At 65.7% G+C, this 26,934-nt stretch carries 23 protein-coding genes; 15 read left to right on the top strand and 8 right to left on the bottom strand.

Going from position 1 to position 26,934, the window contains the following annotated elements; translation table 11 throughout:
• The first annotated feature begins 73 nt into the window (after window positions 1-73).
• Window positions 74-1,623 (top strand): IS3 family transposase gene (locus AC3FKG_RS12515; RefSeq protein WP_488742417.1). Its coding sequence is split into 2 segments (ribosomal slippage): window positions 74-560 and window positions 560-1,623, totalling 1,551 coding nucleotides; the frame shifts between segments, so codons are not numbered across the junction.
• Between the two features lie 151 nt (window positions 1,624-1,774).
• On the opposite strand, the gene AC3FKG_RS12510 is transcribed toward AC3FKG_RS12515, so the two are convergent.
• The 3 genes from AC3FKG_RS12510 to AC3FKG_RS12500 all read right to left on the bottom strand — a co-directional run bounded on the left by AC3FKG_RS12510 (window position 1,775) and on the right by AC3FKG_RS12500 (window position 3,823).
• Window positions 1,775-2,752: a Bug family tripartite tricarboxylate transporter substrate binding protein gene (locus AC3FKG_RS12510; protein WP_483708538.1), complete on the bottom strand. Its 978-nt coding sequence runs from the start codon at window positions 2,750-2,752 to the stop codon at window positions 1,775-1,777.
• Window positions 2,753-2,888: 136 nt separating this feature from the next.
• On the bottom strand, window positions 2,889-3,587 hold the full coding sequence (locus AC3FKG_RS12505) for a DsbA family oxidoreductase (RefSeq protein ID WP_488743221.1): 699 nt from the start codon (window positions 3,585-3,587) through the stop codon (window positions 2,889-2,891).
• 35 nt (window positions 3,588-3,622) lie between these two features.
• Window positions 3,623-3,823: a DUF1289 domain-containing protein gene (locus AC3FKG_RS12500; RefSeq protein ID WP_483708536.1), complete on the bottom strand. Its 201-nt coding sequence runs from the start codon at window positions 3,821-3,823 to the stop codon at window positions 3,623-3,625.
• A gap of 115 nt (window positions 3,824-3,938) precedes the next feature.
• Between AC3FKG_RS12500 and AC3FKG_RS12495 the strand changes: the two genes are divergently transcribed.
• From AC3FKG_RS12495 to phaZ, 7 genes are all read left to right on the top strand, one after another.
• A complete protein-coding gene (locus AC3FKG_RS12495) occupies window positions 3,939-4,955 on the top strand; it encodes an AraC family transcriptional regulator (protein ID WP_483708535.1) in 1,017 nt (338 codons plus the stop codon).
• A gap of 163 nt (window positions 4,956-5,118) precedes the next feature.
• Window positions 5,119-6,045 (top strand): AraC family transcriptional regulator, encoded by a 927-nt coding sequence (locus AC3FKG_RS12490; RefSeq protein WP_483711508.1) that lies wholly within the window; start codon window positions 5,119-5,121, stop codon window positions 6,043-6,045.
• A 244-nt stretch (window positions 6,046-6,289) separates the two neighbouring features.
• Entirely contained in the window at window positions 6,290-8,092 is a 1,803-nt protein-coding gene (locus AC3FKG_RS12485; RefSeq protein WP_488743220.1) for an acyl-CoA dehydrogenase C-terminal domain-containing protein, read from the top strand.
• 38 nt (window positions 8,093-8,130) lie between these two features.
• Window positions 8,131-8,595 (top strand): MaoC family dehydratase, encoded by a 465-nt coding sequence (locus AC3FKG_RS12480; protein ID WP_488743219.1) that lies wholly within the window; start codon window positions 8,131-8,133, stop codon window positions 8,593-8,595.
• 45 nt (window positions 8,596-8,640) lie between these two features.
• On the top strand, window positions 8,641-10,371 hold the full coding sequence (locus tag AC3FKG_RS12475; RefSeq protein ID WP_488743218.1) for an alpha/beta fold hydrolase: 1,731 nt from the start codon (window positions 8,641-8,643) through the stop codon (window positions 10,369-10,371).
• Window positions 10,372-10,425: 54 nt separating this feature from the next.
• Window positions 10,426-10,836, top strand: a complete 411-nt coding sequence (locus tag AC3FKG_RS12470) for a phasin family protein (protein ID WP_483708529.1) — start codon at window positions 10,426-10,428, stop codon at window positions 10,834-10,836.
• Between the two features lie 100 nt (window positions 10,837-10,936).
• Entirely contained in the window at window positions 10,937-11,743 is an 807-nt protein-coding gene (gene phaZ / locus AC3FKG_RS12465) for a poly(3-hydroxyalkanoate) depolymerase (protein ID WP_483708527.1), read from the top strand.
• 18 nt (window positions 11,744-11,761) lie between these two features.
• Here the strand turns inward: phaZ and AC3FKG_RS12460 are convergent, their stop codons facing one another.
• From AC3FKG_RS12460 to AC3FKG_RS12445, 4 genes are all read right to left on the bottom strand, one after another.
• Entirely contained in the window at window positions 11,762-13,336 is a 1,575-nt protein-coding gene (locus AC3FKG_RS12460) for a GGDEF domain-containing protein (protein ID WP_483708526.1), read from the bottom strand.
• Window positions 13,337-13,573: 237 nt separating this feature from the next.
• Entirely contained in the window at window positions 13,574-14,737 is a 1,164-nt protein-coding gene (locus AC3FKG_RS12455; RefSeq protein WP_483708524.1) for a porin, read from the bottom strand.
• Between the two features lie 149 nt (window positions 14,738-14,886).
• Window positions 14,887-15,456, bottom strand: a complete 570-nt coding sequence (locus AC3FKG_RS12450; protein WP_483708523.1) for an RBBP9/YdeN family alpha/beta hydrolase — start codon at window positions 15,454-15,456, stop codon at window positions 14,887-14,889.
• Window positions 15,457-15,483: 27 nt separating this feature from the next.
• Entirely contained in the window at window positions 15,484-16,818 is a 1,335-nt protein-coding gene (locus AC3FKG_RS12445) for an MFS transporter (RefSeq protein WP_488743217.1), read from the bottom strand.
• A gap of 523 nt (window positions 16,819-17,341) precedes the next feature.
• Between AC3FKG_RS12445 and AC3FKG_RS12440 the strand changes: the two genes are divergently transcribed.
• The 3 genes from AC3FKG_RS12440 to AC3FKG_RS12430 are packed head-to-tail and all read left to right on the top strand — an operon-like array spanning window position 17,342 to window position 20,055.
• Window positions 17,342-18,793: a DUF3300 domain-containing protein gene (locus AC3FKG_RS12440; RefSeq protein WP_488743216.1), complete on the top strand. Its 1,452-nt coding sequence runs from the start codon at window positions 17,342-17,344 to the stop codon at window positions 18,791-18,793.
• Between the two features lie 18 nt (window positions 18,794-18,811).
• Window positions 18,812-19,726 carry a DUF2950 domain-containing protein gene (locus AC3FKG_RS12435; RefSeq protein WP_483711507.1) on the top strand — a complete coding sequence of 305 codons (915 nt, stop codon included), beginning with the start codon at window positions 18,812-18,814 and terminating at the stop codon, window positions 19,724-19,726.
• The gene (locus AC3FKG_RS12430; protein ID WP_483729765.1) at window positions 19,723-20,055 is read left to right on the top strand and encodes a hypothetical protein; all 333 of its coding nucleotides are present in this window, start codon (window positions 19,723-19,725) and stop codon (window positions 20,053-20,055) included. Before AC3FKG_RS12435 ends, AC3FKG_RS12430 begins: the two co-directional genes overlap by 4 nt.
• Before the next feature lie 88 nt (window positions 20,056-20,143).
• Here the strand turns inward: AC3FKG_RS12430 and fabI are convergent, their stop codons facing one another.
• A complete protein-coding gene (gene fabI / locus AC3FKG_RS12425; protein WP_483708518.1) occupies window positions 20,144-20,929 on the bottom strand; it encodes an enoyl-ACP reductase FabI in 786 nt (261 codons plus the stop codon).
• Window positions 20,930-21,149: 220 nt separating this feature from the next.
• Between fabI and AC3FKG_RS12420 the strand changes: the two genes are divergently transcribed.
• The 4 genes from AC3FKG_RS12420 to AC3FKG_RS12405 are packed head-to-tail and all read left to right on the top strand — an operon-like array spanning window position 21,150 to window position 26,890.
• On the top strand, window positions 21,150-23,039 hold the full coding sequence (locus AC3FKG_RS12420; protein ID WP_483708516.1) for an extracellular solute-binding protein: 1,890 nt from the start codon (window positions 21,150-21,152) through the stop codon (window positions 23,037-23,039).
• Between the two features lie 16 nt (window positions 23,040-23,055).
• Window positions 23,056-24,108 (top strand): microcin C ABC transporter permease YejB, encoded by a 1,053-nt coding sequence (locus AC3FKG_RS12415; RefSeq protein ID WP_483708515.1) that lies wholly within the window; start codon window positions 23,056-23,058, stop codon window positions 24,106-24,108.
• Entirely contained in the window at window positions 24,105-25,223 is a 1,119-nt protein-coding gene (locus AC3FKG_RS12410; RefSeq protein WP_483708514.1) for an ABC transporter permease, read from the top strand. The genes AC3FKG_RS12415 and AC3FKG_RS12410 overlap by 4 nt, the downstream gene beginning before the upstream one ends.
• Before the next feature lie 32 nt (window positions 25,224-25,255).
• Window positions 25,256-26,890, top strand: coding sequence for an ABC transporter ATP-binding protein (locus tag AC3FKG_RS12405; RefSeq protein ID WP_488743231.1), 1,635 nt, complete (start codon window positions 25,256-25,258; stop codon window positions 26,888-26,890).
• Window positions 26,891-26,934 lie beyond the last annotated feature (44 nt).

The following is a 26,934-nucleotide window of genomic DNA, read 5'->3' as shown; positions in this document are numbered from 1 at the left end:
CCCTCCATGTCAGGATAGTTGTCGCCTCGCTGCCTTTCGATGAAGGACAATGGGGGGCGGTAACGGTTGGAAGATGAAGCCTTATCCGGCGGAGTACAAAGAATGGGTGGTCGAGCAGATGAAGCCGCCCTTGAACCGGTCGGTGGCGGAGTTGGCCAGGGAGACAGGCATTACAACGGTGTGCCTGCGCAACTGGCGCAACGCGGCCCGAGAGCAAGGAAAGGTTGTGCCAGGCAACGGCAAACAAAGTGATAAGTGGTCCAGTGCGGACAAGTTCCGAGTGGTGCTGGAGACGGCGCCCCTGAGTGAGGCGGAGCTGTCCGAATACTGCCGCAGGAAGGGTATTCAGCCGGAACAGATCCGGGCGTGGCGGGCCGCGTGCGAGCAGGCCAATGCCAAGACACCAGACAAGCCTGACCTGGCGCAGCGCCGCGAGGAACAGGCGGCTCAGAAGCGGATCCGGGATCTTGAGCGCGAACTCAAGCGCAAGGATGCGGCGCTGGCTGAGACAGCAGCGCTGCTGGTGCTGAGAAAAAAAGCCGAGGCGATCTGGGGAAGGGACGAGGAAGACTGATCAACGTCTCGGATCGCCGCGATGCCATTGCGTTGATCGATGAAGCGGTAAAGAGCGGTGCACGCCAGTCCAGGGCCTGCGAGGAACTGGACTTGAGTGAGCGCACCTTGCAGCGCTGGCGCCATGCGCCAGAGGATGGCCGCCCGGGAGCGCAGCGCCCGGTGCCGGCGAACAAGCTCAGCGAGGCAGAACGGCAGGCCGTGCTGGCAGCGGCCAACCAGCCTGGCTACGAGAGCCTGACGCCGCACCAGATCGTGCCGAAGTTGGCCGACGAGGGCCGCTACCTGGCGTCGGAATCGACGTTCTACCGTGTGCTTCGGGCTGCAGGGCAGAGCCGGCGACGTGGACGCAGTCACAATGCCAAGCCCCGCGCGCCGACCACGCATCGTGCAGACGGTGCCAATCAGGTGTGGTGCTGGGACATCACGTGGATGCCCACTACGGTGAAGGGTCGCTTCTTCTACTGGTACATGATGCAGGACATCTACAGCCGCAAGCTGGTGGTCAATGAAGTGCACGAGAGCGAGTCGGTGGAGCATGCCCGCCGGCTGCTCGAACTGGGCTGTCTGCGCGAGCAAACGGCTGGGCGGCCGCTGGTGCTGCACTCTGATAATGGCAGCGTCATGAAGGGGCTGAGCATGCGCGCTGCGATGCAGGATCTGGGCGTGGTGCCGTCATACAGCCGCCCACGCGTGAGCAACGACAACGCCTATGCCGAAGCGTTGTTCCGTACGGCCAAGTACTGCCCGCTGTGGCCCGAGAGGCCATTCGATACGCTGGAACAGGCGCGTGAATGGGTGCATCGGTTCGTGCGTTGGTACAACGAGGAGCACCGTCACAGCGGGCTGAAGTATGTCACGCCGAACCAGCGGCACCGCGGGGAAGCGATACCCCTGCTGGCGCGACGAATGGTGGTGTATCAGGCTGCGCGCGCCCGGCACCCGCAGCGCTGGTCGCGGGGAATCCGGAATTGGAAGCTGGATCCAGTGGTCTACCTGAACCCCGAGCGGGCTGAGCTGGAGCCTAAGGAGTACCGGAAAGCAGCATAGCGGCGGACGCGACAACTACCTTGACACACGCCGCTCGGACAAAAAGTGACTCGCCGGCTACGCCGGCGAAACAGCCGCGCGTGTCAAGAACGCTAAAAAAAAATCGCCCTCCAGAACGGAAGGCGATTATTAATAAAAAAAAATCAAAAATTCAAGGCTGAATATTAAACGCCTTAACAATCTTCCCATTCCTTTCATATTCAGCCTGCAGCGACTGGCTAAGCTGCGGCAGCGTCTGCGCCGCCATCGGCTCATAGCCAAGCGTTTCCATCCGCTCATGAACCTTGGGCGTTGCTGCGGCCTTGTAAGCTGCAGTCTGGATTTTCTGCGCCAGTTCAACCGGCACCTTGGCGGAGGCAATCACCCCGATCCAGTTGCTGAATTCAACATCCCCATATCCCAGCTCCGCAAACGTCGGCACCTGCGGCAGCAGCGGCGAGCGGCTCTTCGAAGCCACCGCGAACGCCTGCACCTTGCCCGCCTTGATCATCGGCAGCGAGGTCACCATGCCGTCGTACATGACTGCAATCTGTCCCCCCATGACCTGGGTCAGCGCTGGCCCTGAACCGGCGAACGGCACATGCTGCAGATCCATCCCGGCCTTCTGGTTCATGATCATGCCGGCGTAGTGCGACGCGGTGCCCGAACTGTAGGAAGCGAAGCTGAGCTTGCCGGGATTGGCCTTGACGTAGCTGACCAGGGACGGCAAGTCCTTGGCCGGCAGCGTCGGCGCACCGATCATCACCAGGCGCGACCGCGCCACGGCCGCCAGCGGACGGATGTCCTTCATGGTGTCGAACGACTGCTTCAGAACATGCGGCACTTCGGTCAGCACATTGGTGGCCGTCACCATGATGGTCTGTCCATCCGCCGGCGCCGCCAGCAGCGTGTTGATGGCAATGCCGCCACCGGCTCCCGGCTTGTTGTCCACCACCACCGGCTGCCCGAGATCGACGGAGAGCTGGTCGGCCAGCAGCCGCGCCATGACGTCCATGGTGCCGCCAGCCGGCGCCGGCACCAGCATGCGGACCGGCTTGTTGGTCCATGCCATTGCGGCGGGCATGGAAACGATCATGACGGCGGCCAGCGCGGCGCGGCGCAGGCGAAGCAGGGCGGTGCGGTTCTTCATTTTTTTGTTGTCTCCGTTATGAACTTGATTTTAGGCGTGCAAAGGCACCCGTGCCCGCCGTTCAACGGCACAGGCACGAGTATTGGGAATACGTTCGATACGGACGTGATTCGCTCCCGTTGAGGAAGAACCGCCTTCAGGCGGCAGCACGCGTGGCGATCTGCTTTGCCCGCGCCAAAGCGCGCAGCATGGCTTCCAGCAGCGCTTCCGGCGGGCGCGAGCCCGACACGCTGTGTGTGCCGTTGAAGACGAAATGCGGCACGCCAAGTCCTGCTCGCGGCGGCGAATCTTCGGGGCCATTCAACGCCGGCAGCCATTCCAGGTCATGCCGCACAGGCGTGCCTGCGTTGCCCGGCACCTCGATGCCGCACTCGATCAGCGCGTCGCCGAGCACTTGCCCGTCACCGATGTTCTGGGCGCGCAGGAAATAGCGCGTGAACAGGTTGTCGACCAGCGCCGTCGCGGCCTGTGCACCGTCCTGCTGGCGCACGAAGCGCACCAGCCGATGCGCCAGCAGCGTGTTGGGAAAGGTTTCGATGCGTTCGAGCGCCAACTCCAGGCCGGCTTCGCGCGCGGCACTCTTTACTTGTGCCTGGCGCACGGCGACGGCCTGCGGGCTGCCCAGCCGCGCGACGTAGAAGTCGCGATACGGAATGCCATCGGGCGGCGTGGCGGGAATCAGCGGATACGAGCGCCATTCGACTTGCACGGTAACGTCCGGGCGCTCGCGCGCGAGCAGGTCGATGGCGGTTTCAAGATGCCGTTTGCCGATCAGGCACCACGGACAGATCAGGTCGAAGTACGCTTCGACCGACAGAGTGTTGGTTGGGGTCATGTCTGGGGAGGGCGCGGAGGGTGGGCGCGTAGCGGTCAGGCGCTCGGCGCCGCCGTGCTGCGATTCGGGCGTCGTGTCGGCAGCGCGGCCATGACTTCGGCGCGCTGCACATCGGTCATCTGTTCCCAGCGGCCGATTTCCACGAGGGTCCTGCCACAACCCTGGCAATACTTGCCAGCCAGGTCCATGCGGCAGATGTTGATGCAGGGATTGACGACGGAATTGGACGCGTTCACGGTTCCTTCACTTGCGGTGGCGAGTTTGGGTGACCGAAGTATCGGTGAACGGCGCATGGAAATTTGACGATCCGGGACGGTCGATTTACATTTCGGGACAGTCAGGGAAAACGCGATGTCCTACTACCTTCGCAGTGCCAGCCTTACCAACTATGTGGAAGTGGCCCGCTCCGTGGGCCTGGATCCGCATCAGCAGTTGCGCGCCGCGAAGATCAGCCGCGATGCGCTGCTCGACCCGGATATCCGCATCCCGGCGGAGAAGGTCGGCCGCCTGCTGGATGATTCCGCGCGCGCCGCGCACGTGGACGATTTTGGCGTGCGCATGGCGGAACTGCGCCAGGTTTCGAATCTTGGTCCGCTTGCCTTCGTCGTGCGCGAGCAGCCGACGTTGCGGCGCGCGCTGGAGTCGATGGTGCGTTACATGGGCGTACAGAACGAAGCGCTTGCAATGCGCATGGAAGAGTCGGAGGGCCTTCTGATGATCCGCCTGCATGTCCTCAGCGACGTGCCAGGTACGTTACGGCAGGCCACGGATCTCGCGGTCGGCGTGATCTACCGCTTGCTGAGCGTATGCCTGGGACCGTCCTGGCGGCCGCGCAGCATCTGCTTCACGCACGCGCCACCCGCGAGCCAGGCCACGTTCCAGCGCGTGTTCGGCATGCCAAGCCTGTTCAACCAGGACTTCGACGGCATTGTCTGCGTCGCCGCCGACCTGGAAGGACCGTTGCCGTCGTATGACCCCGTCATGGCGCACCAGGTCAAGCGCTACCTCGGCACCTTGCTGGCCCAGGCAAACACCACGTTGCCCGACAAGGTGCGCGAACTCGTCCACGTGCTGCTGCCATCCGGCATGTGCTCGGTCGACCGCGTGGCGCAGCATCTCGGCGTGGACCGCCGTACGGTGCACCGGCGCCTGGCGCAGGAAAACACCAGCTACTCGGATATCGTCGACGAGGCCCGCGCCAGCCTGGTCGTGCGTTATATCGACAACCGCGAGCGGCCGCTGTCCGAGGTCGCCACGTTGCTGGGCTTCTCGTCGCTGAGCGCATTTTCGCGCTGGTTCGGCGGCCAGTTCGGCTGCAGTGTGTCGAAATGGCGCCTGCAGCAGGACGAAGCCCGGAACAACATGTAGCCGTCGGGTTCTCACCGCGTGGCGGTTGTGACAGAATGCGCCAGCCGCCACCTTTTCATCGCAAGCATTGCCAAGGCCTCGCGTGAAAGACGTGAACGACTTCTCCGCCACTGTCCCCATCTCCGTCGTCAACGGCTTCCTGTCCGGCGCCGACCCCGGCGCGATGGCACGGCTGGCCGAGTGCTCCGGCATTGCCTCCGAGCTGCTGGCCGAGCCGGCTGCCCGCGTCACGCAGGAACAGTTCGCGACGCTGTACCGGCTGCTGGCGAAGGAGCTGGACGATGAAATGCCCGGCATCTTCAGCCGGCCACTGCGCAACGGCACGCTCAAGTACCTCTGCCTGAGCCTGCTCGATGCGCCACGGCTCGAAGTCGCGCTGCGTCGCTTCGGGCAGTTCTTCCACCTGATCCTCGACGACTTCCGCATGGAATCCCGGCGCGAGGGTTCGGCTGGCATCGTCGAACTGGCAGACAGCACCTGCGCCCCCCCCGCGAGCATGCTGGGGCGCGAGCTGATGCTCAAGCTTGTGCATGGCGTGGCGTCCTGGCTGATTCGCCAGCGCATACCGTTGCTGGCGGTCGAGCTGCCCGATGCCCGGCCGCAATTCGCGAGCGACCATCTTTACCTGTTTCCGGGGCCCGTGCATTTCGACCGGCAGCACACGCGGCTGGTGTTCGACGCGGCCCTTCTGGACCTGCCTGTGCGGCAACGCAAGCCCGATCTCGAGAAGTTCCTGGCACGCGCGCCGGAAGACTGGATCTTCGTCTCGTTCGCAGAGGAGATGACCTGCCACCGGGTGCGCCAGCACGTGGCTGACTGCCTGCCTGCATCGCCCACCATCGATGAGGTGGCGCAGGCGCTGCACCATTCGGTGCGCACGCTGTGCCGTCGGCTCTCGGCCGAAGGCACTACGTTCCAGGCCATCAAGGACGAGGTGCGGCGCGATATCGCCATCCGCCGCCTGACGCGTTCCGAAGATGCCATCGCGGCCATCGCCTTCGACGTGGGCTTCGACAACCCTACCGCCTTTCATCGCGCCTTCCGCCACTGGACGGGCAGCACGCCGAACGCCTACCGGCGCGCGCCGTAGGCGTGCAGCGGCTGGCAAGGCTGGCCGTCGACTGACAAATCATGCCACTTCACGCGTCTCTGGCGTCGCACTGCGCGTGCGCCAGCCTTCGCATGCTGCAATGCGGCACGATTTGTCATTCAAAGGGCGGGTTTAGGTAATCGCTTTCGCGGGGATGGCCCTTACGATCAGGGCCATCAATGATGTCGCAGCACCGCAGGGCTTTGTCCCGGAGCCGGCGCTGCATCGCCGCGAAAGGAATGAGATGAGCTATACCGCGCCCACCAAGGACATGCTGTTCGCCATGCGCGAACTGGCCGGACTGACAAAGATTGCCACGCTGCCGGGCTATGAAGATGCCACGCCGGAAACGGTCGAGGCAGTGCTGGAGGAAGCCGCCAAGTTCCACGGCGAAGTGCTGGCCCCGCTGAACGCCGCGGGCGACCGCCAGCCGAGCAGCTGGAACGACGGCCAGGTCACGACCACCGAAGGCTTCCGCGACGCGTTCCGCCAGTTCGGCGAAGGCGGCTGGCAGGGCATCGTGCATCCGGCGGAGTTCGGCGGCCAGGGCCTGCCCAAGCTGGTGGCCGCGCCGTGCATCGAGATGATGAACGCGGCCAACATGTCGTTCGCGCTGTGCCCGCTGCTGACCGACGGCGCGATCGAGGCACTGCTCACGGCCGGCTCGGACGAACTGAAGCAACGCTACCTGCCGCGCCTGATCGCCGGCGAGTGGACCGGCACCATGAACCTGACCGAGCCGCAGGCCGGGTCGGACCTGGCCCTGGTGCGCACGCGCGCCGACCGGCAGGCGGATGGTACCTACAAGGTGTCCGGCACCAAGATCTTCATCACCTACGGCGAGCACGACATGGCCGGGAACATCGTGCACCTGGTGCTGGCCCGCACGCCGGACGCGCCCGAAGGCGTGAAGGGCATCTCGCTGTTCCTGGTACCGAAGTTCCTGGTCAATGACGACGGTTCGCTGGGCGCGCGCAACGACGTGGAGTGCGTGTCGATCGAGCACAAGCTCGGCATCAAGGCCAGCCCGACCGCCGTGCTGCAGTTCGGCGACAACGGCGGCGCCATCGGCTACCTGATCGGCGAGGAGAACCGCGGCCTGGAGTACATGTTCGTGATGATGAACGCTGCGCGCTTCGGCGTGGGCGTGCAGGGCATCGCCATCTCCGATCGTGCCTACCAGCAGGCCGTGGCCTATGCGAAGGACCGCGTGCAGAGCCGCCCGGTCGATGGCTCGGCGAAAGAGGCCGTGTCGATCATCCACCATCCCGACGTGCGCCGCATGCTGACCGAAATGCGCGCGCTGACCGAAGGCGCGCGTGCGCTGGCACTGGTGGCCGCAGGCTATTCCGACTTTGCGCACCGGTCGCCGGACGCCGCGGCGCGGGAACAATTCGGCGCGGCCTACGAATACCTGGTGCCCGTCATCAAGGGCTGGAGCACGGAGATGTCGCTGGAAGTGACCAGTCTTGGCGTGCAGGTGCACGGCGGCATGGGCTTTATCGAAGAGACCGGCGCGGCGCAACACTACCGCGACGCGCGCATCCTGCCGATCTACGAAGGCACCACGGCGATCCAGGCCAACGACCTGATCGGCCGCAAGACCGTGCGCGATGGCGGCGCGGCGGCGCGCGGCATCCTGGCCGAAATCGACAAGACCCTGGAAGCCCTGAAGGAATACGCCGACGGCTGCCGCAATGGTGCATGCAGCGCCATGCTGATGCGCCTTGGCGTGGCGCGCCTGGCCCTGGGCAATGCGGTGGACCACGTGGTGGAGAACACCCGCAAGGACCCGAATGCCGTGTTCGGCGCAAGCGTCGCTTATCTGAAGCTGACGGGCATCGTGCTGACGGGCTGGCAGATGGCGCGGGCGCTGATCGTCGCGACGCAGAAGCGTGCCGAGGACGAAGCCTTCTACGGCGCCAAGATCGCGACCGCCGAGTACTTCGCCAATCACATCCTGCCGCGCGCCTCCGCGTTCGAGGCAGCCGTCATCAGCACGACGGGCCGGGACGGTTTCCTGGCGCTAGACGAATCCTGCTTCTGACGCGGCGGACCCGAATACAAGACAACGAAGGAAAGAAGATGGCAATCGAAGGCTACAGCATGGCCACGCTCGACGCGTTCGTCGGCAAGGAACTCGGCGTGTCCGAGTGGGTGGAGATCGACCAGGCGCGCATCGACGCGTTCGCGCATTGCACCGGCGACCACCAGTGGATCCACGTGGACGTGGATCGCGCGCAGCGCGAAAGCCCGTTCGGCGGCACCATTGCCCACGGCTACCTGACGCTCTCGCTCGTGGCGAGCCAGATGATCGAGCTGGGCGCAGTGCCGCACGACGCGAGCGCCGCGGTGAACTACGGCCTGGAGAAGGCCCGCTTCCTGACCCCGGTGAAGTCGGGTGCGCGCGTGCGCAACCGTCTGAGCCTGATTGCCGCCGACCGCAAGGGCGACGGTCGCGTGCTGGTGCGGATGGAGAACGCGGTAGAGATCGAAGGCGAGGGCAAGCCCGCACTGGTGGCAGAGTCGCTCGCGCTGCTGGTCGCCTGAAGCACAAACCAAACACGAATAAACAAAGCAGGACGAGGTGGCAGCATGACAACAGCCGTGAGTACGAGAACGCCGGCAAAGAAGGCAAAGAAGACGACAGCCAGGGCAGCCGCTCCGGCGGAGATCCTGGACAACACGCCGGCCGTGACGGGGCCGAATCCGTTCGTGGGCATGCGGCCGCAGGACCTGGTCAGCACCGCGCAGCAGATCGGCGCGCAGTGCGTGCAGGAACCGACGCTGCTGCTGGAGCAGCAGTCCCGGCTCGCGCAGGACCTGATGGCTGTCGCGAACGGCACGGCGCCCGCGCCCACCACGCGCGACCGCCGCTTTGGCGATCCTGCCTGGCAGGACAACCCGGTCTACCGCATGGCCCTGCAGGGATACCAGGCGTGGCGTGATGCGATGACCGGTTTCGTCACCCGCTCGGTAATGGACGGCCGCAGCAAGGACCGCGCGCAGTATTTCACCGACCTGCTGATGGATGCGGTGGCGCCGACCAACACGCTGCTGGGTAATCCCGCCGCGCTGCGCAAGACGTTCGAAACCGGTGGCCTGAACCTGGTCAGCGGCCTGGTCAACCTGCTGACCGATACCCTGACCAACCAGGGCATGCCGTCGCAGGTGGACAAGGGCGCGTTCCGCGTCGGCAAGAACCTTGCCGCCACGCCCGGCGCGGTGGTGTTTCGCAATGATGTGCTCGAACTGATCCAGTACACGCCGACCACCGCGAACGTCCATGCCCGGCCGCAGCTGATCGTGCCGCCGCAGGTGAACAAGTTCTATGTGTTCGACCTTGCGCCGGGCAAGAGCATGGTTGAACACCTGCTGCGCAACGAGCTGCAGGTGTTCATGGTGAGCTGGCGCAATCCGACCTCGGCCCACCGCAACTGGAACCTCGACACCTACGTCGGTTCGCTGGTGGAAGCCATCCATGCGATCCGCGAGATCACGGGCAGCCCCGACGTGAACCTGCATGGCGCATGCTCCGGCGCGATGACGATGTCGGCGCTGATGGGCTACTGCGCCGCGCGTGGCGAGAAGCTCGTGCATTCGGCCACGCTGATGGTGTCCGTGTTCGGCCTTGACGCGCAGTCCCAGCTGGGCCTGTTCGCGACGCCGGAAGCCATCGATGCCGCGCGGCAGGGCAGCCAGGCCCGCGGCGTGCTCGACGGCGAGGAACTCGGCCGTGTATTCGCATGGATGCGGCCGAACGACCTGGTGTGGAACTACTGGGTCAACAACTACCTGCTCGGCAAGGCCCCGCCGGCCTTCGACATCCTGTTCTGGAACAACGACACCACGCGCCTGCCGGCAGGCCTGCATGGCCAGCTGCTCGACATGCTGACGCTGAACCAGCTGGCGACGCCGGGCGCGCTGCGCATCCTTGGCGAGCCGATCGACCTGGCCGCAGTGGATTGCGACAAGTACGTGCTGGCCGGCATGACCGACCACATCACGCCGTGGAAGGGCGTGTACAGCTCGGTGCGCGCCTTTGGCGGCAAGACCGAGTTCGTGCTCAGCTCCAGTGGCCACGTGCAGAGCCTGATCAACCCGCCCGGCAATGCCAAGGCGAAGTACTTCCTGAACGACGCGCAAGGGGCGGATCCCGAGGCGTGGCTCGAAGGCGCCACGACGACCCAGGCGTCCTGGTGGGAGCACTGGGGCGAATGGCTGAAGACGCGCTCGGGCGACATGCACGCCGCGCCGTCGGAACTGGGCAGCGCGCGCCATGTGCCCTTGTGCGAAGCGCCCGGACGCTATGTGACCGAGGCCTGATCTCCGGATCTCGGCCCGTCGATTTTGTGAAGTAACCTGTAAGGAGAGTTGAAGATGGAAGCCACCAATACCGCCGCCTACAAGAAGGTGTTTGATTTCGTCAAGCAGAACCGCCTGGACCCGGCGGCGATCCTCGAATCGCGCCGCAAGGACATCGAGGCGATCGCCAGCGTGAACGTCACGCTGCTGGCCGGCCTGCAATCGCTGGTGCGTCAGCAGGCCGAGTTCCTGACGGACACCGCCGCCGAGCTGCAGTCGCTCGCGCGCCGTGGCCAGGGCGCCGACGGCGAGTCCGCGGCCAAGGTCTCGGAAGTGCTGCCGCGCTCGCTGCAGAAGGCCGTGGCCGGCCTGCGCGGCCTGACCGATACGGTGTACAAGGCCCAGGCCGACAGCGTTGCCACGGTGGGCAAGCGCCTGGCGGAAAACGTCGAAGAGGTGAAGGGCATCCTGCGTCCCAAGCAGTAAGCGCAAGGGAAGCATGGCCGCCCCCGGCCATGCTTCGCCGCCATTCTCTCCGGGACACTTGATGACGACAAACAACACCAGCCTCGACGCTGGACAAATCATGCAGACCCGAACGGTAGACCTGGACGGGCAGGAACTCAGGGTCGGCATCCGGCCCGGCAGCCGCGCGCATCCGCCGCTGCTCATCTTCAACGGCATTGGCGCCAACCTCGAACTCGTCGAGCCGTTCGTCGATGCGCTGGAGGACGTCGAAGTCATCATCTTCGACATCCCCGGTGCAGGGCACTCTCCGGCGCCATTGTTTCCCTATCGCTTTTCCAACCTGTGCGTGATGGCCGACAAGCTGCTGTCGCGCCTTGGCTATGCGGGACCCGTCGATACGCTCGGCGTTTCATGGGGCGGGGCGCTCGCGCAGGAGTTCGCGCGGCTGTATCCGCGGCGCTGCCGCCGGCTGGTGCTGGCCGCGACGTCGCCCGGTGTCCTGATGGTGCCGGGCAGTCCGTCCGTGCTCACGAAGATGATCGGCGTGCGGCGGTATTCGGATCCGCAGTACCTGCAACGCGTGGGCGCGGAGCTTTACGGCGGGGCTTTCCGTGACGACCCGTCACTGCTCGACGAGCATGGCCGTCATATGCATCCGCCGCGCGGACGCGGCTACCTTTACCAGCTGATGGCCGCATGGGGCTGGAGCAGCCTGCCATGGCTCGGGGCGCTGAAGCAGCACACGCTGGTGTTGCATGGCAGCGATGATCCGATCGTGCCGCTGGTGAATGCGAGGATCCTGGCAAAGTGCATTCCGCACGCCACGCTCCGAGTTTTCGACGATGACGGCCACCTTTTCCTGCTGACCGCCGCCGGTGAAACGGCGCGCGTGGTGGCGGAGTTCCTGCACGGGAACAGCCACTGAGGATAGCGTGCGGGAGTTTCAGGAACTCGGTACGCCGGGCGCCTGCTCCTGCACGAAGCGGTTACGGCCGGTGCGCTTGGCCTGGTACATGGCGCTGTCGGCGCGGCTCAGGAGGGTGTCGATCGCCGGCATCTCCGGAATCGCGCAGACCGCGCCCAGGCTGATCGTGACCACCGGCTGGGTCGGCGAGCCGTCGTGCGGGATATCCAGGCGGCGCACCGCCGCGACCAGCCGCTGCGCCAGCGCGTGCGTATCCTGCGGGCTGGCTTCGGGCAACACCACCGCAAATTCCTCACCGCCCAGGCGCGCGCAGAACTGGCCAGGCTCCAGTTCGCTGACCAGGGCGCCTGCCACCTGCCGCAGGCACGCGTCGCCGACCGGATGCCCGTAGAGATCGTTGAACTGCTTGAAGCGATCGATATCGAGGATCATCAATCCCAGCAAGCTGCCGCGTGCAAACGCGCGCTCGGCGGCGGCGTGCGCTTCGCGCTGGAAATATCGGCGGTTGGGAATGCCGGTCAGCGCGTCGATGTCCAGGTCGGCCTGGATGCGCGACAGCTGCGCCTGGGTCTGGCCCAAGCGCTGGGTCAGCGCCAGTTCGCGCTCGCGATAGCGGGTGATATCACGCAGGAAGACCAGCGTGCCGATGCGCTTGCCGTCCATGCGACGGACCGCCTCGGCGCACAGTTCGAACGGCATGCCGGGCGGCACGATCGGCACCGCATTGCCGGCCGTCTCGGACAGCACGCTTTCCAGCGCCGCGGGCGCCGGCCGGTTCCGGGCGATCTCCGGCAGCAGCCGCGCGCAAGCCGGGTTGAAATCCACCACCATGCCCTCGGGGCTCACGATCACGCAGCCTTCGCCGAGGGCATCGAAGACGCGCAGCCGCGCGTAATGGCCAATGTCGCCAAGATGCGTGCGCAGGGCGCAGAACCACACCAGCACGGCCATCAGCGAGAACGTGGCAGGCGTCAGGTCGCCGCCCAGCGGGCCGGTCCAGCGCACAAGGTAGGCCGCGTGCGCGCTCAGCGGAAGCAGCAGGGCGCCGGCGAGGATATTGCGGCCCCGTCGCGACAGCGCTTCGTTCGGCACTTCGGCGGTCAGCAGGAAGTACAGGCTCAGGGCCAGCAGCCCGTAGGTCCACGCGGCGGCCAGAGCATAGCCGGGGCCGTGCTCGAACACCGCTCCCGGCGCAACGCCAGGCGGCGAGAGCGTGATGCGGGTCCAGATCCAGTGGTGGTATTCGTTGGTAAAGACCAGCGCGACCGTCACGGCCGCCGCCAGCCATGGCAGTGACAGGATCGACCACGGCACCACGTAGCGCGGCCGGCTCAGGTGCGCCATGGCTACAAGCCAGCCGATCGGAACGGCGACGATGCCGAAATACTGGATCTTCGCCCAGAGGATGCGCCAGTAAAGGTCTGGCGAACTGACCTCCAGCAGCCGCCCGCCACTCCAGATCGCCACGCCGACCGCCAGCGTCAGGAATGCCCTGACGGTCGGATCATCGCGCCGCGGCAGGGCGGTGAAGATCATGCCAACGGCACCGACTACGGCAATCGTCAGGCAAAGGACTAGAGGGTAGAAAGGCATGGGTCGCGGCTGGCCCGGAGGGCATCGCAGGTCGTCTGCCTTGCCTGCCCTGAATGGTGGCGCCCATTATAGATCGGGCTCCGGCCGACTCCACGCCACGGTATCGGGCTGGCTGTCGGCGGGTTGCCGGAAAGCCAGCGACGCTGGTTCTTGGTGGGGGCAGGCAAAGAAAAAAAACGGCTGCGCGGGGATCTCTCCCCGACACAGCCGCAACGAGCATGCTTTTCTTAAGTCGGCTTAGAACTTGTGGCGAATACCCAGGGCCACGCCAAGCATGGAGTTCTGGCCATTGGCCAGCGCGTAGCTGTTGCCCGTGGCAAGGCTGGTGGCGAAGACGTTGGCGACCGAATCCATGGACAGGCCGGCGTGCTTGGAGTAGGCCGTGCTCAGGTACACATCGGTACGCTTGGAGAATGCGTAGTTCGCAATGAACGCGACCTGCCAGGGATTGGCGAGACCGGTGTTGCCGAACTGGCTCTTGAGGTTGTCGTAGTCGTACTCGAGCGACAGGGCAACGGACGGCGTCACCTGGTAGGCGGCGCCGATCCAGTAGAAGTCATCGCGCTGGATCAGGACGTCCGCCGCATTCTTGTTCTGGCCCCAGCGGTAGCCGCCCATGACCTTGGCCGGCCCGTAGGTGTAGCTGGCAGCGACCACGGCCTTCTTGAAGGTGCCGTTGCCGGTGCCGATGGTCGGATTCCACTGGTCGTAGCCGGCGGTAACGCCGAACGGGCCCGCCGAGTAGGCCAGGGCCGTACCGTAGGCGCTGTCGCGCCGGAACTGGCCCGGGACTTCGCCGTTGCCGCCGATCGGCGTGGCCGCGCCGATAAAGGCCGGCAGGGCCAGGCCGGTACCGAACGACCAGTGGGCCAGGGCCGTGACCGGGCCGAACTGGCCCGTGTACTTCACCGTGTTGTCTTCACGGAAGTTCGGGCCGGTCAGGAAGGCAGCCGGCTCGTACTGCGTGGCATAGGCACCCGGCACGAAGTTGGCGAGCGCTTCGAAGATCGAGGTGTACTGGCGACCGAGGGTGACCTGGCCGAAAGTGGCGCTCTGCACGCCGACATACGCCTGGCGGCCGAACAGGCGGCTGCTCTGCTGCAGGGTGCCGCTATCCAGGCTGAAGCCGTTCTCGAGCACGAACAGCGCCTTCAGGCCATTGCCGAGATCTTCGGTGCCGCGCAGGCCCCAGCGGGAGCCCGACACACCACCGGAGTCCATGCGGTAGACGTTGTGGGACGGACCCGAATTGAACTGGTTGGCCGCCTGCGGAATGGCGCCAACATGGTTTGCATATTCGATGTTGATGTCGGCGACGCCGTACAGCGTGACGTTGGATTGCGCAAATGCGCTTCCCGAACAGGCAAGCAATGTGGCCAGGGCCATGCTCCTGAGTTTCATGGGGCAATTCTCCGTTTCTTTCTTTGGTGGTGGTGCGGGTGTTCCCGTCGAAATGAGGTGCTGCTGGGTACTGCTTTGGGGGCGCGCGCCGACGCGGCCCGTGCCGACCTTGCGGTCTGCGGGTCTGCTGCCGGCGTTTGTCGAATTCGTCAGCAGAGGCGGAGTAACTGGTCGATCAGTTCCGTAGCGCGCGGCCAAGGTCCGTAGCCGGCGGCCGGGTTGAGGTGGCCGACCTCGCCGAGGTCGACCAGCTGGCTGCCCCAGTCGCTCGCCATCCGGGTGGCGCGTTCGTACGTTGCCAGCGGGTCATTGCGGCTCGCGGCCAGGATGCTCGGGAAGGGCAGCGGCTTGCGCGGCACGGGCAGCCAGCCATGCTCGGCCAGGGCCTCCTTTTGCGGATAGCCGGCCGGCATCGGCGTTTCGAGGTCGGCCGGCGTCACCAGCAGGGCGCCGCGGATCTTGCGGTGATGCTTAGCGGCCCAGTGCACGCTGATCATCACGCCGGCGCTGTGGGCGACCAGCACCACGGGACCGTTGATCTTCGCCAGCGCAGCGTCCAGCGCGGCCACGCGGGCGTCGCGGCTCAGCTTGTCGTGCTCCAGCGGCGCCACGGAACGAGCGTTCGGCAGTTGCGCCTCGAGCAGGGTTTGCCAGTGCTCGGCCACGTGGTCGCGCAGACCGGGAACCAGCAGGACGGTGGTGTCGGGAGTCAGGCTCATCGGGATTCCAGTTAGTCGGGGTGGAGGTCAGTGGGCGGCTTGCCGGGCGTCGCACTGGCGTTCCAGGCGCTGCAGGTCATCGGCGTAGTAGCGGCGGCCGACGATGAAGCACACCGCGGCGAGCAGGCCGGTCAGCGGAATCCACTGCAGGGCGCCGAGCAGGCCGATACGGTCGGCGAGCACGCCGGTGACGAACGGTCCGGGCGCCAGGCCCATCAGGTTGTTGGCCAGCGTGAGCGTGGCGAATGCCGTGGCGTGGATGGCGGGATTCGTCAGGTTGGCGACCACCGCACTGGCGGGGCCGGCCGTACCGCCCACCAGCAGCATGCCGGCACCGATCAGGGCCAGTTGCGCTGCACCGGCCGGCATCCGGAAGGCCACGGCCAGCAGCGTGCAGCAGACCAGGCTATAGGCGATCGCCATCAGCCATTTGCGGGCCGGGCAACGACGGGCGACCCAGTCGGTCAGCGCGCCGCACGCCACCATGCCGACGCCCGCAGCCAGTACGAAGGCGGCAGCGGTGATGCCTGCGCGATCGGTCGCCATGCCGTAGTAGCGCGACAGGTAGCTGGGCATCCAGGCCAGCAGCGCCCCCATTACGAGCAGCTGCAGCGCGCTGCCAACGTAGGCGCAGAGGATCGAACGGGCCGAGAACAGTGCGGACAGCAGCGGGCGCAGGGCCAGGCTCTCGCGCTTGGTTTCGTCGGGTGCGTCCTCCCCAAGCGCGAGGCGTTGAGCCTTCAGGCGCGGTTCCGTGATGAGAGCGCGATAGATGACTACCAGCACCAGGCCGAAGATCGCCATGCCGGCGAATGCCCAGCGCCAGCCGAACTGGGCCGACAGCGTGCCGCCGGCGGCCATGCCCAGCACCGAACCGAAGGCGCCGCCGGCGATGAAGGCCGAGCTCAGGCTGGCGCGCAGGTGGCGCGGGAATACCGACAGCACCACGGCGATGCCGACGCTGCCGTAAGCGGCTTCGCCGATGCCGACACACAGTCGGGCGATGAACATTTCACCAAAATTGTTGGCCAGTGCGCAGCCCAGCGTGGCCAGGCTCCAGAGCGCGGCCATCAGCGTCAGGCTTTTGACGCGGCCCCAGCGGTCGGCAAGGATCGACAGCGGAAACGTAAGCAGGCCGACCATCAGGGCGACGATGCCGCCCAGGGCGCCCAGCTCGGTATCGGTCAGCGCCCATTCCGCCTTCAGCAGCGGGAACACGGCGTTGAGCACCTGGCGCGACATGTAGTCGGACAGCAGCAGGCCGAAGCTCAGGGCGAACACCAGCCACGGGTACAGGCGCGAAGCGGTCGCGGCCGGCTTGCCGGTCAGCATGGTGGGGTGGGTGGATTGTTGTCCAAGCATGGATGCCTCTCTTCTGTAAGACTCGATCGCTTGCGGCTGCGGCCGCCGGGCGTCGCCGCTTCTGCCCGGGCACTTGAACGGCTCCGGTCGCGACTGGCGAAGTATCGGGGATTGTCAGGTCGCGGTTTGACTATCCGGGACAACTTGTTTGCATCTCGGGACAGTCGGGGAAAACGCGTAGGAGGTGCCCGGCGGGCCGCACCGCGCGTGTCGGACAGTGCAATTCGGCAGCGGTGATGGGCCTGCTTCACCCATCTTAGGCAGGCATCCGATGCGTCGCCGGATCGGTTGTGTGTCCGCGGATTGATGACCCCGATACGCTCCATCACACGCCGACGCACTCGTGAATGAAAGCGCTGTGCAGGCCTGGCCCAAGTGATCTGAATTAATTCGCGAGAAATTGCAAATGTGCCCGCGACGCACTATCGTCGTAGCGTGACCGTCACTCGCAGTGCCCGGACGGTTCGCGCGCGCACGGGCAACCGTGCCGCTTTTCCGCTGACTTCAGCCGGGGAGAGTCGTCATGAGTGTTTGTGGAAGGAGCCTGGTCCGGGTGGCCTGCGGCGTGCTCGTGACCAGCCTGATGTCAGGCGCTGGCACTGTCATTGCGCAACAACAGGCGCCCGCTCCGGGACAGCCGCAGCCGCAGGCGTCTACGCAGCCACAGGCGCCCACGTTCAAGCCCGAGGAACTGGAGGCGCTGGTAGCGCCCATTGCGCTTTACCCGGATTCGGTGTTGTCGCAGGTGCTGATGGCCTCAACCTACCCGCTTGAAATCGTGCAGGCGGCGCGCTGGGTCAAGGCCAATCCCAAGCTCAAGGGCGACGATGCCGTCAAGGCGGTGGCCAACCAGTCGTGGGATGTCAGCGTCAAGTCGCTGGTCGCCTTCCCGCAGGCGCTGGAGCCGATGAACGACAAGCTCGACTGGACCCAGAAGCTCGGCGATGCGTTCCTGGCGCAGGAAGCGGACGTGCTGGCCGCGGTGCAGCGCCTGCGCGCAAAGGCGCAGCAGGCCGGCAACCTGAAGTCGAACGAGCAGCAGCAGGTGAGCGTAGAGCAGGGCACGGTATCGGGGCAGCCGGGACAAACCATCGTCAAGATCGAGCCGGCCAACCCGGAAGTCATCTACGTGCCGTCCTATAACCCGACCGTGGTGTACGGGTCATGGGGATATCCTTCCTATCCGCCGTATTACTGGCCGCCGTATCCGGCCTACTATCCTGGCGCCGCGCTGGCGACGGGCTTCGCCTGGGGCGTCGGCCTGGCGGCGGCGGGCGCGATCTTCGGTGGCTGCAACTGGGGCGGTGGCGACGTCAACGTCAACGTCAACCGGGCCACCAATATCGACCGCAACTTCAACGCCTCCAAGGTGCAGAACGGCAAGTGGCAGCACGACGCCGGCCACCGCAAGGGCGTGGCCTACCGGGACAATGCCTCGCGCGAGAAATTCGGCCGCAATGTGCCCGGAGGCGATCGGCGCAACGAGTTCCGTGGCCGCGAAGGTGCCGGAGACAGGGGCGGTCTCGGTGATCGCGGGGGCGTGGGTGACCGGGGGGGCGTTGGCGATCGCGGCGGCGTGGGCGACCGGGGCGGCGTGGGCGACCGCGGTGGTGTCGGTGACCGTGGTGGTGTAGGCGATCGCGGTGGCGTAGGCGATCGCGGCGGTGCATCGAACCGGGCTGGTGTTTCGGACCGGGCTGGCACCGGGAATCGTGGCGGCGCGGCGGGTGCGGGGAACCGCGCACAGACCGCGAATCGTAGCGGAGCCCGCGATAGTGCCTTCCAGGGCGTTGGCGGCGGCGGCGCGTCGCAGCGTGATTTCGATCGCGGCCGCAGCAGCCTGCAATCGTCGCCGGCCAATCGCGGTGGCGGCGGGTTCAGTGGCGGAGGCGGCGGTGGCCGCGGAGGCGGTGGATTTGGCGGTGGCGGTCGCGGCGGCGGTGGCGGCGGTCGTGGCGGTGGTGGCAGGCGCTGAACGGGGAGAACGGCCATGATGAAGCCACTTGTCTTTTCCGGTATGCCATTTGCGGCCCGGTGCCGCCAGGTCGCCGTCGCGCTGGCGCTGGTCGCCGGCACCGCAGGGTTCGCGCACGCGCAGCAGAACTTCCCGACGGCCAATGACGCGATGGCCGCCTTTGGGTCTGCGGTCGAAAGCAGCGACGACGCGGCCATGAAGAAAATCTTCGGTGAAGGGTTCGCGAAGCTGATTCCACCCGTCGGCGCCGACATCCGTACCCGGTTCCTGACCGCCTGGGGTGCGTCCCACGCGGTGCAGGCAGTCGATGACCAGCATGCGCGCATTGCCGTCGGCTCGGATGGATGGACACTGCCCGTGCCGCTGGTCAAGACCGCGCAAGGCTGGCACTTCGATACGGCCGCGGGCCTTCAGGAAATGCGCGTGCGCCAGATCGGGCGCAACGAACTGGCCGTCATGCAGACCTTGCTGGCCATTCACGATGCGCAGGCCGAGTATGCGCAGGTCGATCACGACGGCAGCGGCGTGCTCGCCTATGCCTCGAAGCTGGCCAGCTCGCCCGGCAAGCAGGACGGCCTGTACTGGCCCACCAAGCCGGGAGAAAAGCCGAGCCCGCTGGGCGAGGCGTTCCTGACCGCCGGCAAGCGCGGCGCGGGCGCGGAAGGCTACTACGGCTACCACTACAAGCTGCTCACGAAGCAGGGCGCGAGCGCGCCCGGCGGCGCATTCGATTACCAGGTGCGCGGCAAGCTGTTCGGGGGATTCGCCGTGATCGCCTGGCCGGTCCGCTATGGCCAGACCGGTGTGAAGACCTTCATGGTCAGCCATTCGGGTGAGGTCTTCGAGCGCGACCTCGGCACCGAGACCGCGACCAAGGCGGCAGCGACGACCTCATTCGATCCGGGATCGGGCTGGACCAGGGTGACGCCATGACACGCATCTTCCTCGCGGTGCTGGCTGCGGTGCTGATGACCTTCCAGGGTGGATGCACCTACTATGGCGCGCCGGCGATGGTGCCGGCGAATTTCGATCGCTCGTTCGACGCCGCGGCGGGCGCCATGCGCGATGAGGGCGTGGCTGTCAGTGTGCAGGATCGCGCCAGCGGGTCCATTGCCGGCAATGTCGGCAATACGATGATCCGGGCCAGCGTAGTGCGGCAGGCCGACGGCTCGGTGCGCGTACAGTTCGATTCGAGCGATTCACGCGATCCGGGCCTGCTCGGACGTATCTCCAGCCGTTACGACCAGCGCATGGGCCGGTGAGGCCTGCGCGCGTGCACTGAACCGCCGCCCATGAAAAAGGGCGCCAGCAAAGCTGGCGCCCCTTCAGGGCCGGCAGGCGGACGGCGGCTTACGCGTCGGCCGGCATCGCGCCGACGACATTGAAGCCGGCATCGACATACGTGATTTCGCCGGTCACGCCGCTGGCCAGGTCCGACAGCAGGAACGCCGCGACATTGCCCACTTCCTCGATGGTCACGTTGCGACGCAGCGGGGCCGTGTTCTCGAAGGCGTTGAGCAGCTTGCCGAAGTCCTTGATGCCGGACGCCGCCAGCGTCTTGATCGGGCCGGCCGAAATGCCGTTGGCACGGATGCCGCGCGGACCGACCGAGGCCGCCAGGTAGCGCACGCTGGCTTCCAGCGCGGCCTTGGCCAGGCCCATGGTGTTGTAGTTGGGCACCACGCGCTCGGCACCGAGGTAGGTCATGGTCAGCAGCGAGGCATTGTCCGCCAGCATCGGCAGCGCGGCCTTGGCCAGTGCCGGGAAGCTGTAGGCCGAGATGTCGTGCGCGACGCGGAAGCCTTCGCGCGACAGGCCTTCCAGGAAGTCGCCGGCAATGGCTTCACGCGGGGCGAAACCGATCGAGTGCACCAGGCCGTCGAGCTTTTCCCAGCGCTGGCCCAGGCCGGCGAAGGTCGCGGCGATCTGCTCGTCGCTGCCGACGTCGCAGTCGAAGATGAGGTCGGTGCCGAATTCCTTGGCAAAGTCGCTGATCCGGTCCTTGAACCGTTCACCGACGTAGGTGAAGGCGAGTTCGGCGCCTTCGCGTTTGCAGGCCGAGGCGATGCCATAGGCAATCGAACGGTTCGAGAGCAAGCCGGTGATGAGGATCCGCTTTCCTGCCAGAAATCCCATGAATTCTCCTAGGTGGTCAAGGTGGTGTTTGGGGCACGCTTTCTGCGTCGGCCCTGCGGCCGGGGGCATGCCCCCGGTGTCAGACGGCCATTTTATTGCGCCGCGTAGAGGGAATGTCCGGATGGCTGGAGCCCACCCGAACGCATGTAAAATTGTCTCACAACTTGGCCCGGCCGCAGAACGCCGGACCCCAGAGGTCATATTGGAGGAATCCAGCGGGATGCCTATTCAAGCACGTTGGCCGCTTCAGGCGGCATGGCAGTGCTTCCGTCGGGATGCGGTACTGCGTGTTGGGCTGGCGCTGGCGCTGGCGGCGGGGGTTCCCGCTACGGCGAATGCGGAGCATGGTTTTGCCTTGCACGGCGATCTCAAATACCCCGCCGATTTCAAGCATTTCGATTATGTCAATCCGGACGCCCCGATCGGCGGTACGCTGACACTCGCCAATCCGGACCGCCGCACGAGCTTCGACAAGTTCAACCCGTTCACGCTGAAGGGAACTGCCGCGCCGGGCCTCAATGCCCTGATGTTCGAGTCGCTGCTGATCAGCAGCGCCGATGAAACCGCCAGCTCGTATGGCCTGCTGGCCGATGACGTCACGGTGGCGCCGGACGAGCTGTCGGTGGTCTTCCATATCCGTCCCGAGGCACGCTTCTCCAATGGGGATCCGGTCCTCGCTTCGGACGTGAAGTATTCCTACGACATGCTGATGAGCAAGGCGTCCAGCCCCGGCTACCGCAGCATGTGCACGGACGTGAAATCGGTGGTGGTCACGGGCGAGCGCAGCGTGCGCTTCGATTTCAAGCAGCGCAACCGCGAATTGCCGCTGATTGTCGGCTCGCTGCCCGTGTTCTCAAAGAAGTGGACCCAGAAGGTGTCGTTCGAGAAGCTGACCTTCGAGGAGCCGGTGACCAGCGGCCCGTACATCATCGACCGCTATGACGCGGGCCGCGGCATCATCTTCAAGCGCGACCCGAACTACTGGGGCAAGAACCTCGCGGTGCGGCGCGGCACCTTCAACTTCGAGCGCGTGGTGTACCGGCTCTACAAGGACGAAACCGCCAAGCTCGAAGCCTTCAAGGCCGGCGAATTCGACGCCATCGTCGAATACCGTGCCAAGAACTGGGCCAAGAGCTACCAGGGCACGCGCTTCAGCAAGGGCGAGCTGATCAAGACCGAGTTCCCGCACCGCAACGGCGCCGGCATGCAGGGCTTCGTCATGAATATGCGCAAGCCGATCTTCAAGGACGTGCGGGTCAGGCAGGCGCTGATCCTCGCGCTGGATTTCGAATGGCTCAACCGCCAGCTCTTCTATGGCGCATACAAGCGGCTGAACAGCTGGTTCTCCAACAGCGAACTGGCGGCAAGCGCCACCTTTGACGGCAGGCCGGGGCCGGGGGAGCTGAAGCTGCTCGAGCCGATGCAGGCCAAACTGCCGTCCGAGGTCTTTGGCCCCGATGTCGTGCAGCCGAGCACCAATCCGCCGCGCTCGCTGCGGGACAACCTGCGCGAGGCGCGCCGCCTGCTGGCGCAGGCCGGCTGGACCTACACCGATGATGCGCTGCGCAACGCCAAGGGCGAGCCGATGGTGTTCGAGTTTCTCGACGACGGCGGCGCCATGAGCCGGGTGATCACGACCTACGTCCGCAATCTCGAGAAGCTCGGCATCCAGGTCAACCAGCGCACCACCGACTACGCGCTGTACCAGAAGCGGCTCGAGGACTTCGACTTCGACATGGTGTCGATCCGCTTCCCCGATTCGCAGAGCCCGGGCAACGAACTGCGCGACCGGTTCTCGAGCGAGGCGGCCGATACGCCGGGCTCGGACAACCTGTTCGGGTTGAAGTCGCCGCAGGTCGACCGGCTCGTGGACGATGTCCTGCACGCCAATACGCGTGAGGAACTCGTCACTGCGGGCCGGGCGCTGGACCGGGTGCTGATGCATGGCTATTACATCGTGCCGAACTGGTACAGTGCTTCGCATCGGGTGGCTTACCGCAAGGAACTGAGCTATCCGAAGGACCGGCTGCCTTACTACTACACGGCCGAAGGCTGGATTCTGAGCAACTGGTGGCGCACCGATACGGTCGCGTCATCCGCGGCTCGCTGAAGAAAGGGGGCAGCCGATGCTTGCCTATCTGTTCAAGCGCATCCTGCTGATGATTCCGACGCTGATCGGGGTCATCACGCTGACCTTCGCCGTGATCCAGTTCGTGCCGGGCGGCCCCGTCGAGCAGATGATGCTCGAACTCAAGGGGCGCGGCGGCGGTGGCGGCGAAGCCAGCGGCGGCGGTGCCGAGTACCGTGGCCGCCGCGGCGTGGATCCAGAGAAGATCAAGGAAATCCAGGCCCTGTATGGCTTCGACAAGCCGCCGCTCGAGCGCTACTTCCTGATGCTCAAGCGCTTTGCCAGGTTTGACCTTGGCCAGAGCTATTTCCAGCACCGCAGCGTGTGGGAGCTGGTCAAGTCCAAGCTGCCGGTCTCGGTGAGCCTCGGGCTGTGGACCTTCTTCCTGACCTACCTGATATCGGTGCCGCTCGGGATTTCCAAGGCCATCCGCGCCGGCAGCCGGTTCGACGTGGTGACCAGCATGATCGTGCTGGTCGGCTACGCCATCCCGGGCTTCGTGCTGGGGGTGCTGCTGCTGGTGCTGTTCGGTGGCGGTACCTTCGTCCAGTGGTTTCCGCTGCGCGGCCTGACCTCCGACAACTGGGACCAGCTGTCGCTGATGGGCAAGGTCATGGACTACCTGTGGCACCTGGTGCTGCCGATTACCGCGTCGGTGGTGGGCAGCTTTGCCGTGGTGACCATGCTGACCAAGAACGCCTTCCTGGACGAGATCCGCCGCCAGTACGTGCTGACCGCGCGGGCCAAGGGTTTGTCGGAGCGCCGCGTGCTCTGGAAGCACGTGTTCCGCAACGCCTTGATCCCGCTGGTCACCGGGTTCCCGGCCGCGTTCATCGGCGCGTTCTTCACCGGGTCGCTGCTGATCGAAACGCTGTTCTCGCTCGACGGCCTTGGCCTGCTGTCGTATGAGGCCGTGCTTCGGCGCGACTATCCGGTGGTGCTGGGCACGCTTTACCTGTTCACCCTGATCGGCCTGGTTACCCGGCTGATTTCCGACGTCTGCTACGTGCTGGTCGATCCGCGCATCCATTTCGAGGCCTTGCACCGATGAAATCACTTTCGCAAGCGACGGGCTTGCCGCACTCGCTGTCGCCGCGCCAGCGGGCGTGGCAGCGATTCCGGCGCAATCGCCTGGGCTACTGGAGCCTGATCCTGTTCGTGGCGATCTTTGCGCTGAGCCTGTGTGCGGAAGTGCTGTCGAGCGACCGCCCGCTGGTGGTGCGCTACAAGGGCGAGTGGTATTTCCCGATCGTCAAGGTCTATCCTGAAACCACCTTCGATGGGGATTTCGCCACGCCGGCGGACTACCTCGATCCCTATATCCGCGACCGCATCACCTCGAATGGCAATTTCGCGGTGTTCCCGCTGAACCGCTATTCGTACGACTCGCTCAACTACTTCGCCAAGGAGCCCAACCCCGCACCGCCGTCGGCTGAAAACTGGCTCGGCACCGATGACCGTGGCCGCGACATCCTGGCGCGGCTGCTCTATGGCTTCCGCGTGTCGGTGCTGTTCGGCATGGCGCTGACGGTGCTTGGCGTGCTGATCGGAACACTGACCGGCGCGCTGATGGGCTTCTTTGGCGGGCGCTTCGATTTGTTCTCGCAGCGGGCCATCGAAATCTGGAGTTCCATGCCGGAGCTGTACCTGCTGATCATCTTCGCGTCGATCTTCGAGCCCAGCCTGGCGCTGCTGATCATCCTGCTGTCGCTGTTCGGCTGGATGGGGCTTTCGGATTACGTGCGCGCGGAGTTCTACCGCAATCGCTCGCTCGACTACGTCAAGGCCGCGCGCGCGCTGGGCCTGTCCAACGTGCAGATCATGTGGCGCCATATCCTGCCCAACAGCCTGACGCCGGTGATCACGTTCCTGCCGTTCCGCATGAGCGCGGCGATCCTGGCGCTCACCAGCCTGGATTTCCTGGGCCTGGGCGTGCCGCCCACCACGCCCAGCCTGGGCGAGTTGCTGGCGCAGGGCAAGGGGAACCTCGATGCCTGGTGGATCTCGCTGTCGACCTTCGCCGTGCTGGTGGTGACCTTGCTGCTGCTGACGTTCATGGGCGATGCGCTGCGCGATGCCTTCGACACGCGCCTGGGCCTGGCCGCGCTACGCGGCCGCGTGGCGCCCAAGGTGCCGGCTGGTGCGCCTGCGGGAGCAACGCCATGAACGTGGTGCCCAAGCTCCGCGAAGCGGAGGCCATGCTGGCCGATCCGTCGCCACCGCCGTCGGCAGGTGGCACGCTGATCTGCGTGGACAAGCTTTCGGTCACGTTCGGCCATGGCGACGATGCCACGCGCGCCGTGCGCGAAGTCAGCTTCGACCTGCGCGCCGGCGAGCGCTACGCGCTGGTCGGGGAGTCAGGCTCCGGCAAGACGGTGACCGCGCTGGCGATGCTGCGCCTCGTGGAAGACGCCCACTACGATGGGGCGATCCGTTTCCAGGACCGGAACCTGCTCGACGTCTCGGATCGGGAGATGCGTGCCATCCGCGGCGCGGAGATCGCCATGATCTTCCAGGAGCCGATGACCGCGCTGAATCCGCTTTACACGATCGGCAACCAGATCGTCGAGACGCTGGCGCTGCATGAAGGGCTGGACCGGCGCGCGGCGCGCGAGCGCGCCATTGCCTTGCTGGAGCGCACCGGCATCAGCGACGCCGCGCATCGCTTCGACAGTTTCCCGCACCAGCTGTCAGGCGGGCAGCGCCAGCGCGCCATGATTGCCATGGCCCTGGCATGCCGCCCGAAGCTGCTGCTGGCCGACGAGCCGACCACGGCGCTGGACGTCACCATCCGTGCGCAGATCATGGACCTGCTGCGCGACTTGCAGACCGAGTTCGGCATGGCGGTGATGCTGATCACCCACGACCTGAACCTCGTGCGCTCGTTTGCCCAGCGGGTCGGTGTCATGGAGAAGGGCGTGATGGTCGAGACGGGCGACACTGCCCAGGTGTTCGCCTCGCCCCAGCATCCCTATACGCGCAAGCTCATCGACAGCCGCCCGCGCCGCGAGGTGCTGCCGCTGGTGCCGCTGGCGCCTACGCTGCTGGAAGCGCGCGGACTTTGCGTGAACTACTCGCGCAAGCGCAAGGGGATGGCGGGGTGGTTCGGCAAGGACCAGTTCGCGGCCGTCAAGGATGTCGATTTCCAGCTGCGCGAGGGCGAGACCATCGGCATCGTCGGGGAATCGGGCTCGGGCAAGACCACGCTGGCCCATGCGGTGCTGGCCCTGCAGCGCAAGAGCGCCGGCACTATCCATTTCCTCGGGAGCAGTTTCGACGGCGCCACGCGCAAGGACCGTTGCGAAATGCGTTCGCGCATGCAGGTCGTGTTCCAGGATCCGTTCGGGTCGCTGTCGCCACGCATGACGATCGAGCAGATTGTCGGCGAGGGGCTGGGGCTGCACCAGAAGGGTTTGTCGCGCGACGCCATGCGTCAGCAGGTCATCGAGGCGCTGCGCGAAGTCGGGCTCGACCGCACGGCGCTGGGACGCTACCCGCATGAGTTCTCGGGTGGCCAGCGCCAGCGCATCGCCATCGCCAGGGTGCTGATCCTCAAGCCGCAGGTGCTGGTGCTCGACGAGCCCACTTCGGCGCTCGATGTCTCGATCCAGCAGCAGGTGCTGGGGCTTCTTTCCCAGTTGCAGCACAAGTACAACCTCAGCTACCTGTTTATCAGCCACGACCTCGCCGTGATACGCGCCATGGCGCACCGGGTCATCGTGATGAAGGCGGGCGAGGTGGTCGAGGCGGGGGAAACCGAGTCGGTTCTCGGCGCGCCGCAACATCCGTATACGCGCAAGCTGATGGCGGCTGCCCAGGTTGGTGCAGCCTGACATCATTGCTGTGCAGCATGCACACTGCCTGCGGGCGGTGTCAC

This window comes from Cupriavidus sp. 22TCCZM04-2 (assembly GCF_057798895.1).
Note: the sequence above shows the minus strand (reverse complement) of the source record. Positions and strands in the feature narration are given on the sequence as shown.

Coding starts and splice junctions, on each gene's coding strand:
- AC3FKG_RS12510 (WP_483708538.1), bottom strand. CDS start 2,752: ATGAAGAACCGCACCGCCCTGCTTCGCCTGCGCCGCGCCGCGCTGGCC.
- AC3FKG_RS12505 (WP_488743221.1), bottom strand. CDS start 3,587: ATGACCCCAACCAACACTCTGTCGGTCGAAGCGTACTTCGACCTGATC.
- AC3FKG_RS12495 (WP_483708535.1), top strand. CDS start 3,939: ATGTCCTACTACCTTCGCAGTGCCAGCCTTACCAACTATGTGGAAGTG.
- AC3FKG_RS12490 (WP_483711508.1), top strand. CDS start 5,119: ATGGCACGGCTGGCCGAGTGCTCCGGCATTGCCTCCGAGCTGCTGGCC.
- AC3FKG_RS12485 (WP_488743220.1), top strand. CDS start 6,290: ATGAGCTATACCGCGCCCACCAAGGACATGCTGTTCGCCATGCGCGAA.
- AC3FKG_RS12480 (WP_488743219.1), top strand. CDS start 8,131: ATGGCAATCGAAGGCTACAGCATGGCCACGCTCGACGCGTTCGTCGGC.
- AC3FKG_RS12475 (WP_488743218.1), top strand. CDS start 8,641: ATGACAACAGCCGTGAGTACGAGAACGCCGGCAAAGAAGGCAAAGAAG.
- AC3FKG_RS12470 (WP_483708529.1), top strand. CDS start 10,426: ATGGAAGCCACCAATACCGCCGCCTACAAGAAGGTGTTTGATTTCGTC.
- phaZ (WP_483708527.1), top strand. CDS start 10,937: ATGCAGACCCGAACGGTAGACCTGGACGGGCAGGAACTCAGGGTCGGC.
- AC3FKG_RS12460 (WP_483708526.1), bottom strand. CDS start 13,336: ATGCCTTTCTACCCTCTAGTCCTTTGCCTGACGATTGCCGTAGTCGGT.
- AC3FKG_RS12455 (WP_483708524.1), bottom strand. CDS start 14,737: ATGAAACTCAGGAGCATGGCCCTGGCCACATTGCTTGCCTGTTCGGGA.
- AC3FKG_RS12450 (WP_483708523.1), bottom strand. CDS start 15,456: ATGAGCCTGACTCCCGACACCACCGTCCTGCTGGTTCCCGGTCTGCGC.
- AC3FKG_RS12445 (WP_488743217.1), bottom strand. CDS start 16,818: ATGCTTGGACAACAATCCACCCACCCCACCATGCTGACCGGCAAGCCG.
- AC3FKG_RS12440 (WP_488743216.1), top strand. CDS start 17,342: ATGAGTGTTTGTGGAAGGAGCCTGGTCCGGGTGGCCTGCGGCGTGCTC.
- AC3FKG_RS12435 (WP_483711507.1), top strand. CDS start 18,812: ATGAAGCCACTTGTCTTTTCCGGTATGCCATTTGCGGCCCGGTGCCGC.
- AC3FKG_RS12430 (WP_483729765.1), top strand. CDS start 19,723: ATGACACGCATCTTCCTCGCGGTGCTGGCTGCGGTGCTGATGACCTTC.
- fabI (WP_483708518.1), bottom strand. CDS start 20,929: ATGGGATTTCTGGCAGGAAAGCGGATCCTCATCACCGGCTTGCTCTCG.
- AC3FKG_RS12420 (WP_483708516.1), top strand. CDS start 21,150: ATGCCTATTCAAGCACGTTGGCCGCTTCAGGCGGCATGGCAGTGCTTC.
- AC3FKG_RS12415 (WP_483708515.1), top strand. CDS start 23,056: ATGCTTGCCTATCTGTTCAAGCGCATCCTGCTGATGATTCCGACGCTG.
- AC3FKG_RS12410 (WP_483708514.1), top strand. CDS start 24,105: ATGAAATCACTTTCGCAAGCGACGGGCTTGCCGCACTCGCTGTCGCCG.
- AC3FKG_RS12405 (WP_488743231.1), top strand. CDS start 25,256: ATGCTGGCCGATCCGTCGCCACCGCCGTCGGCAGGTGGCACGCTGATC.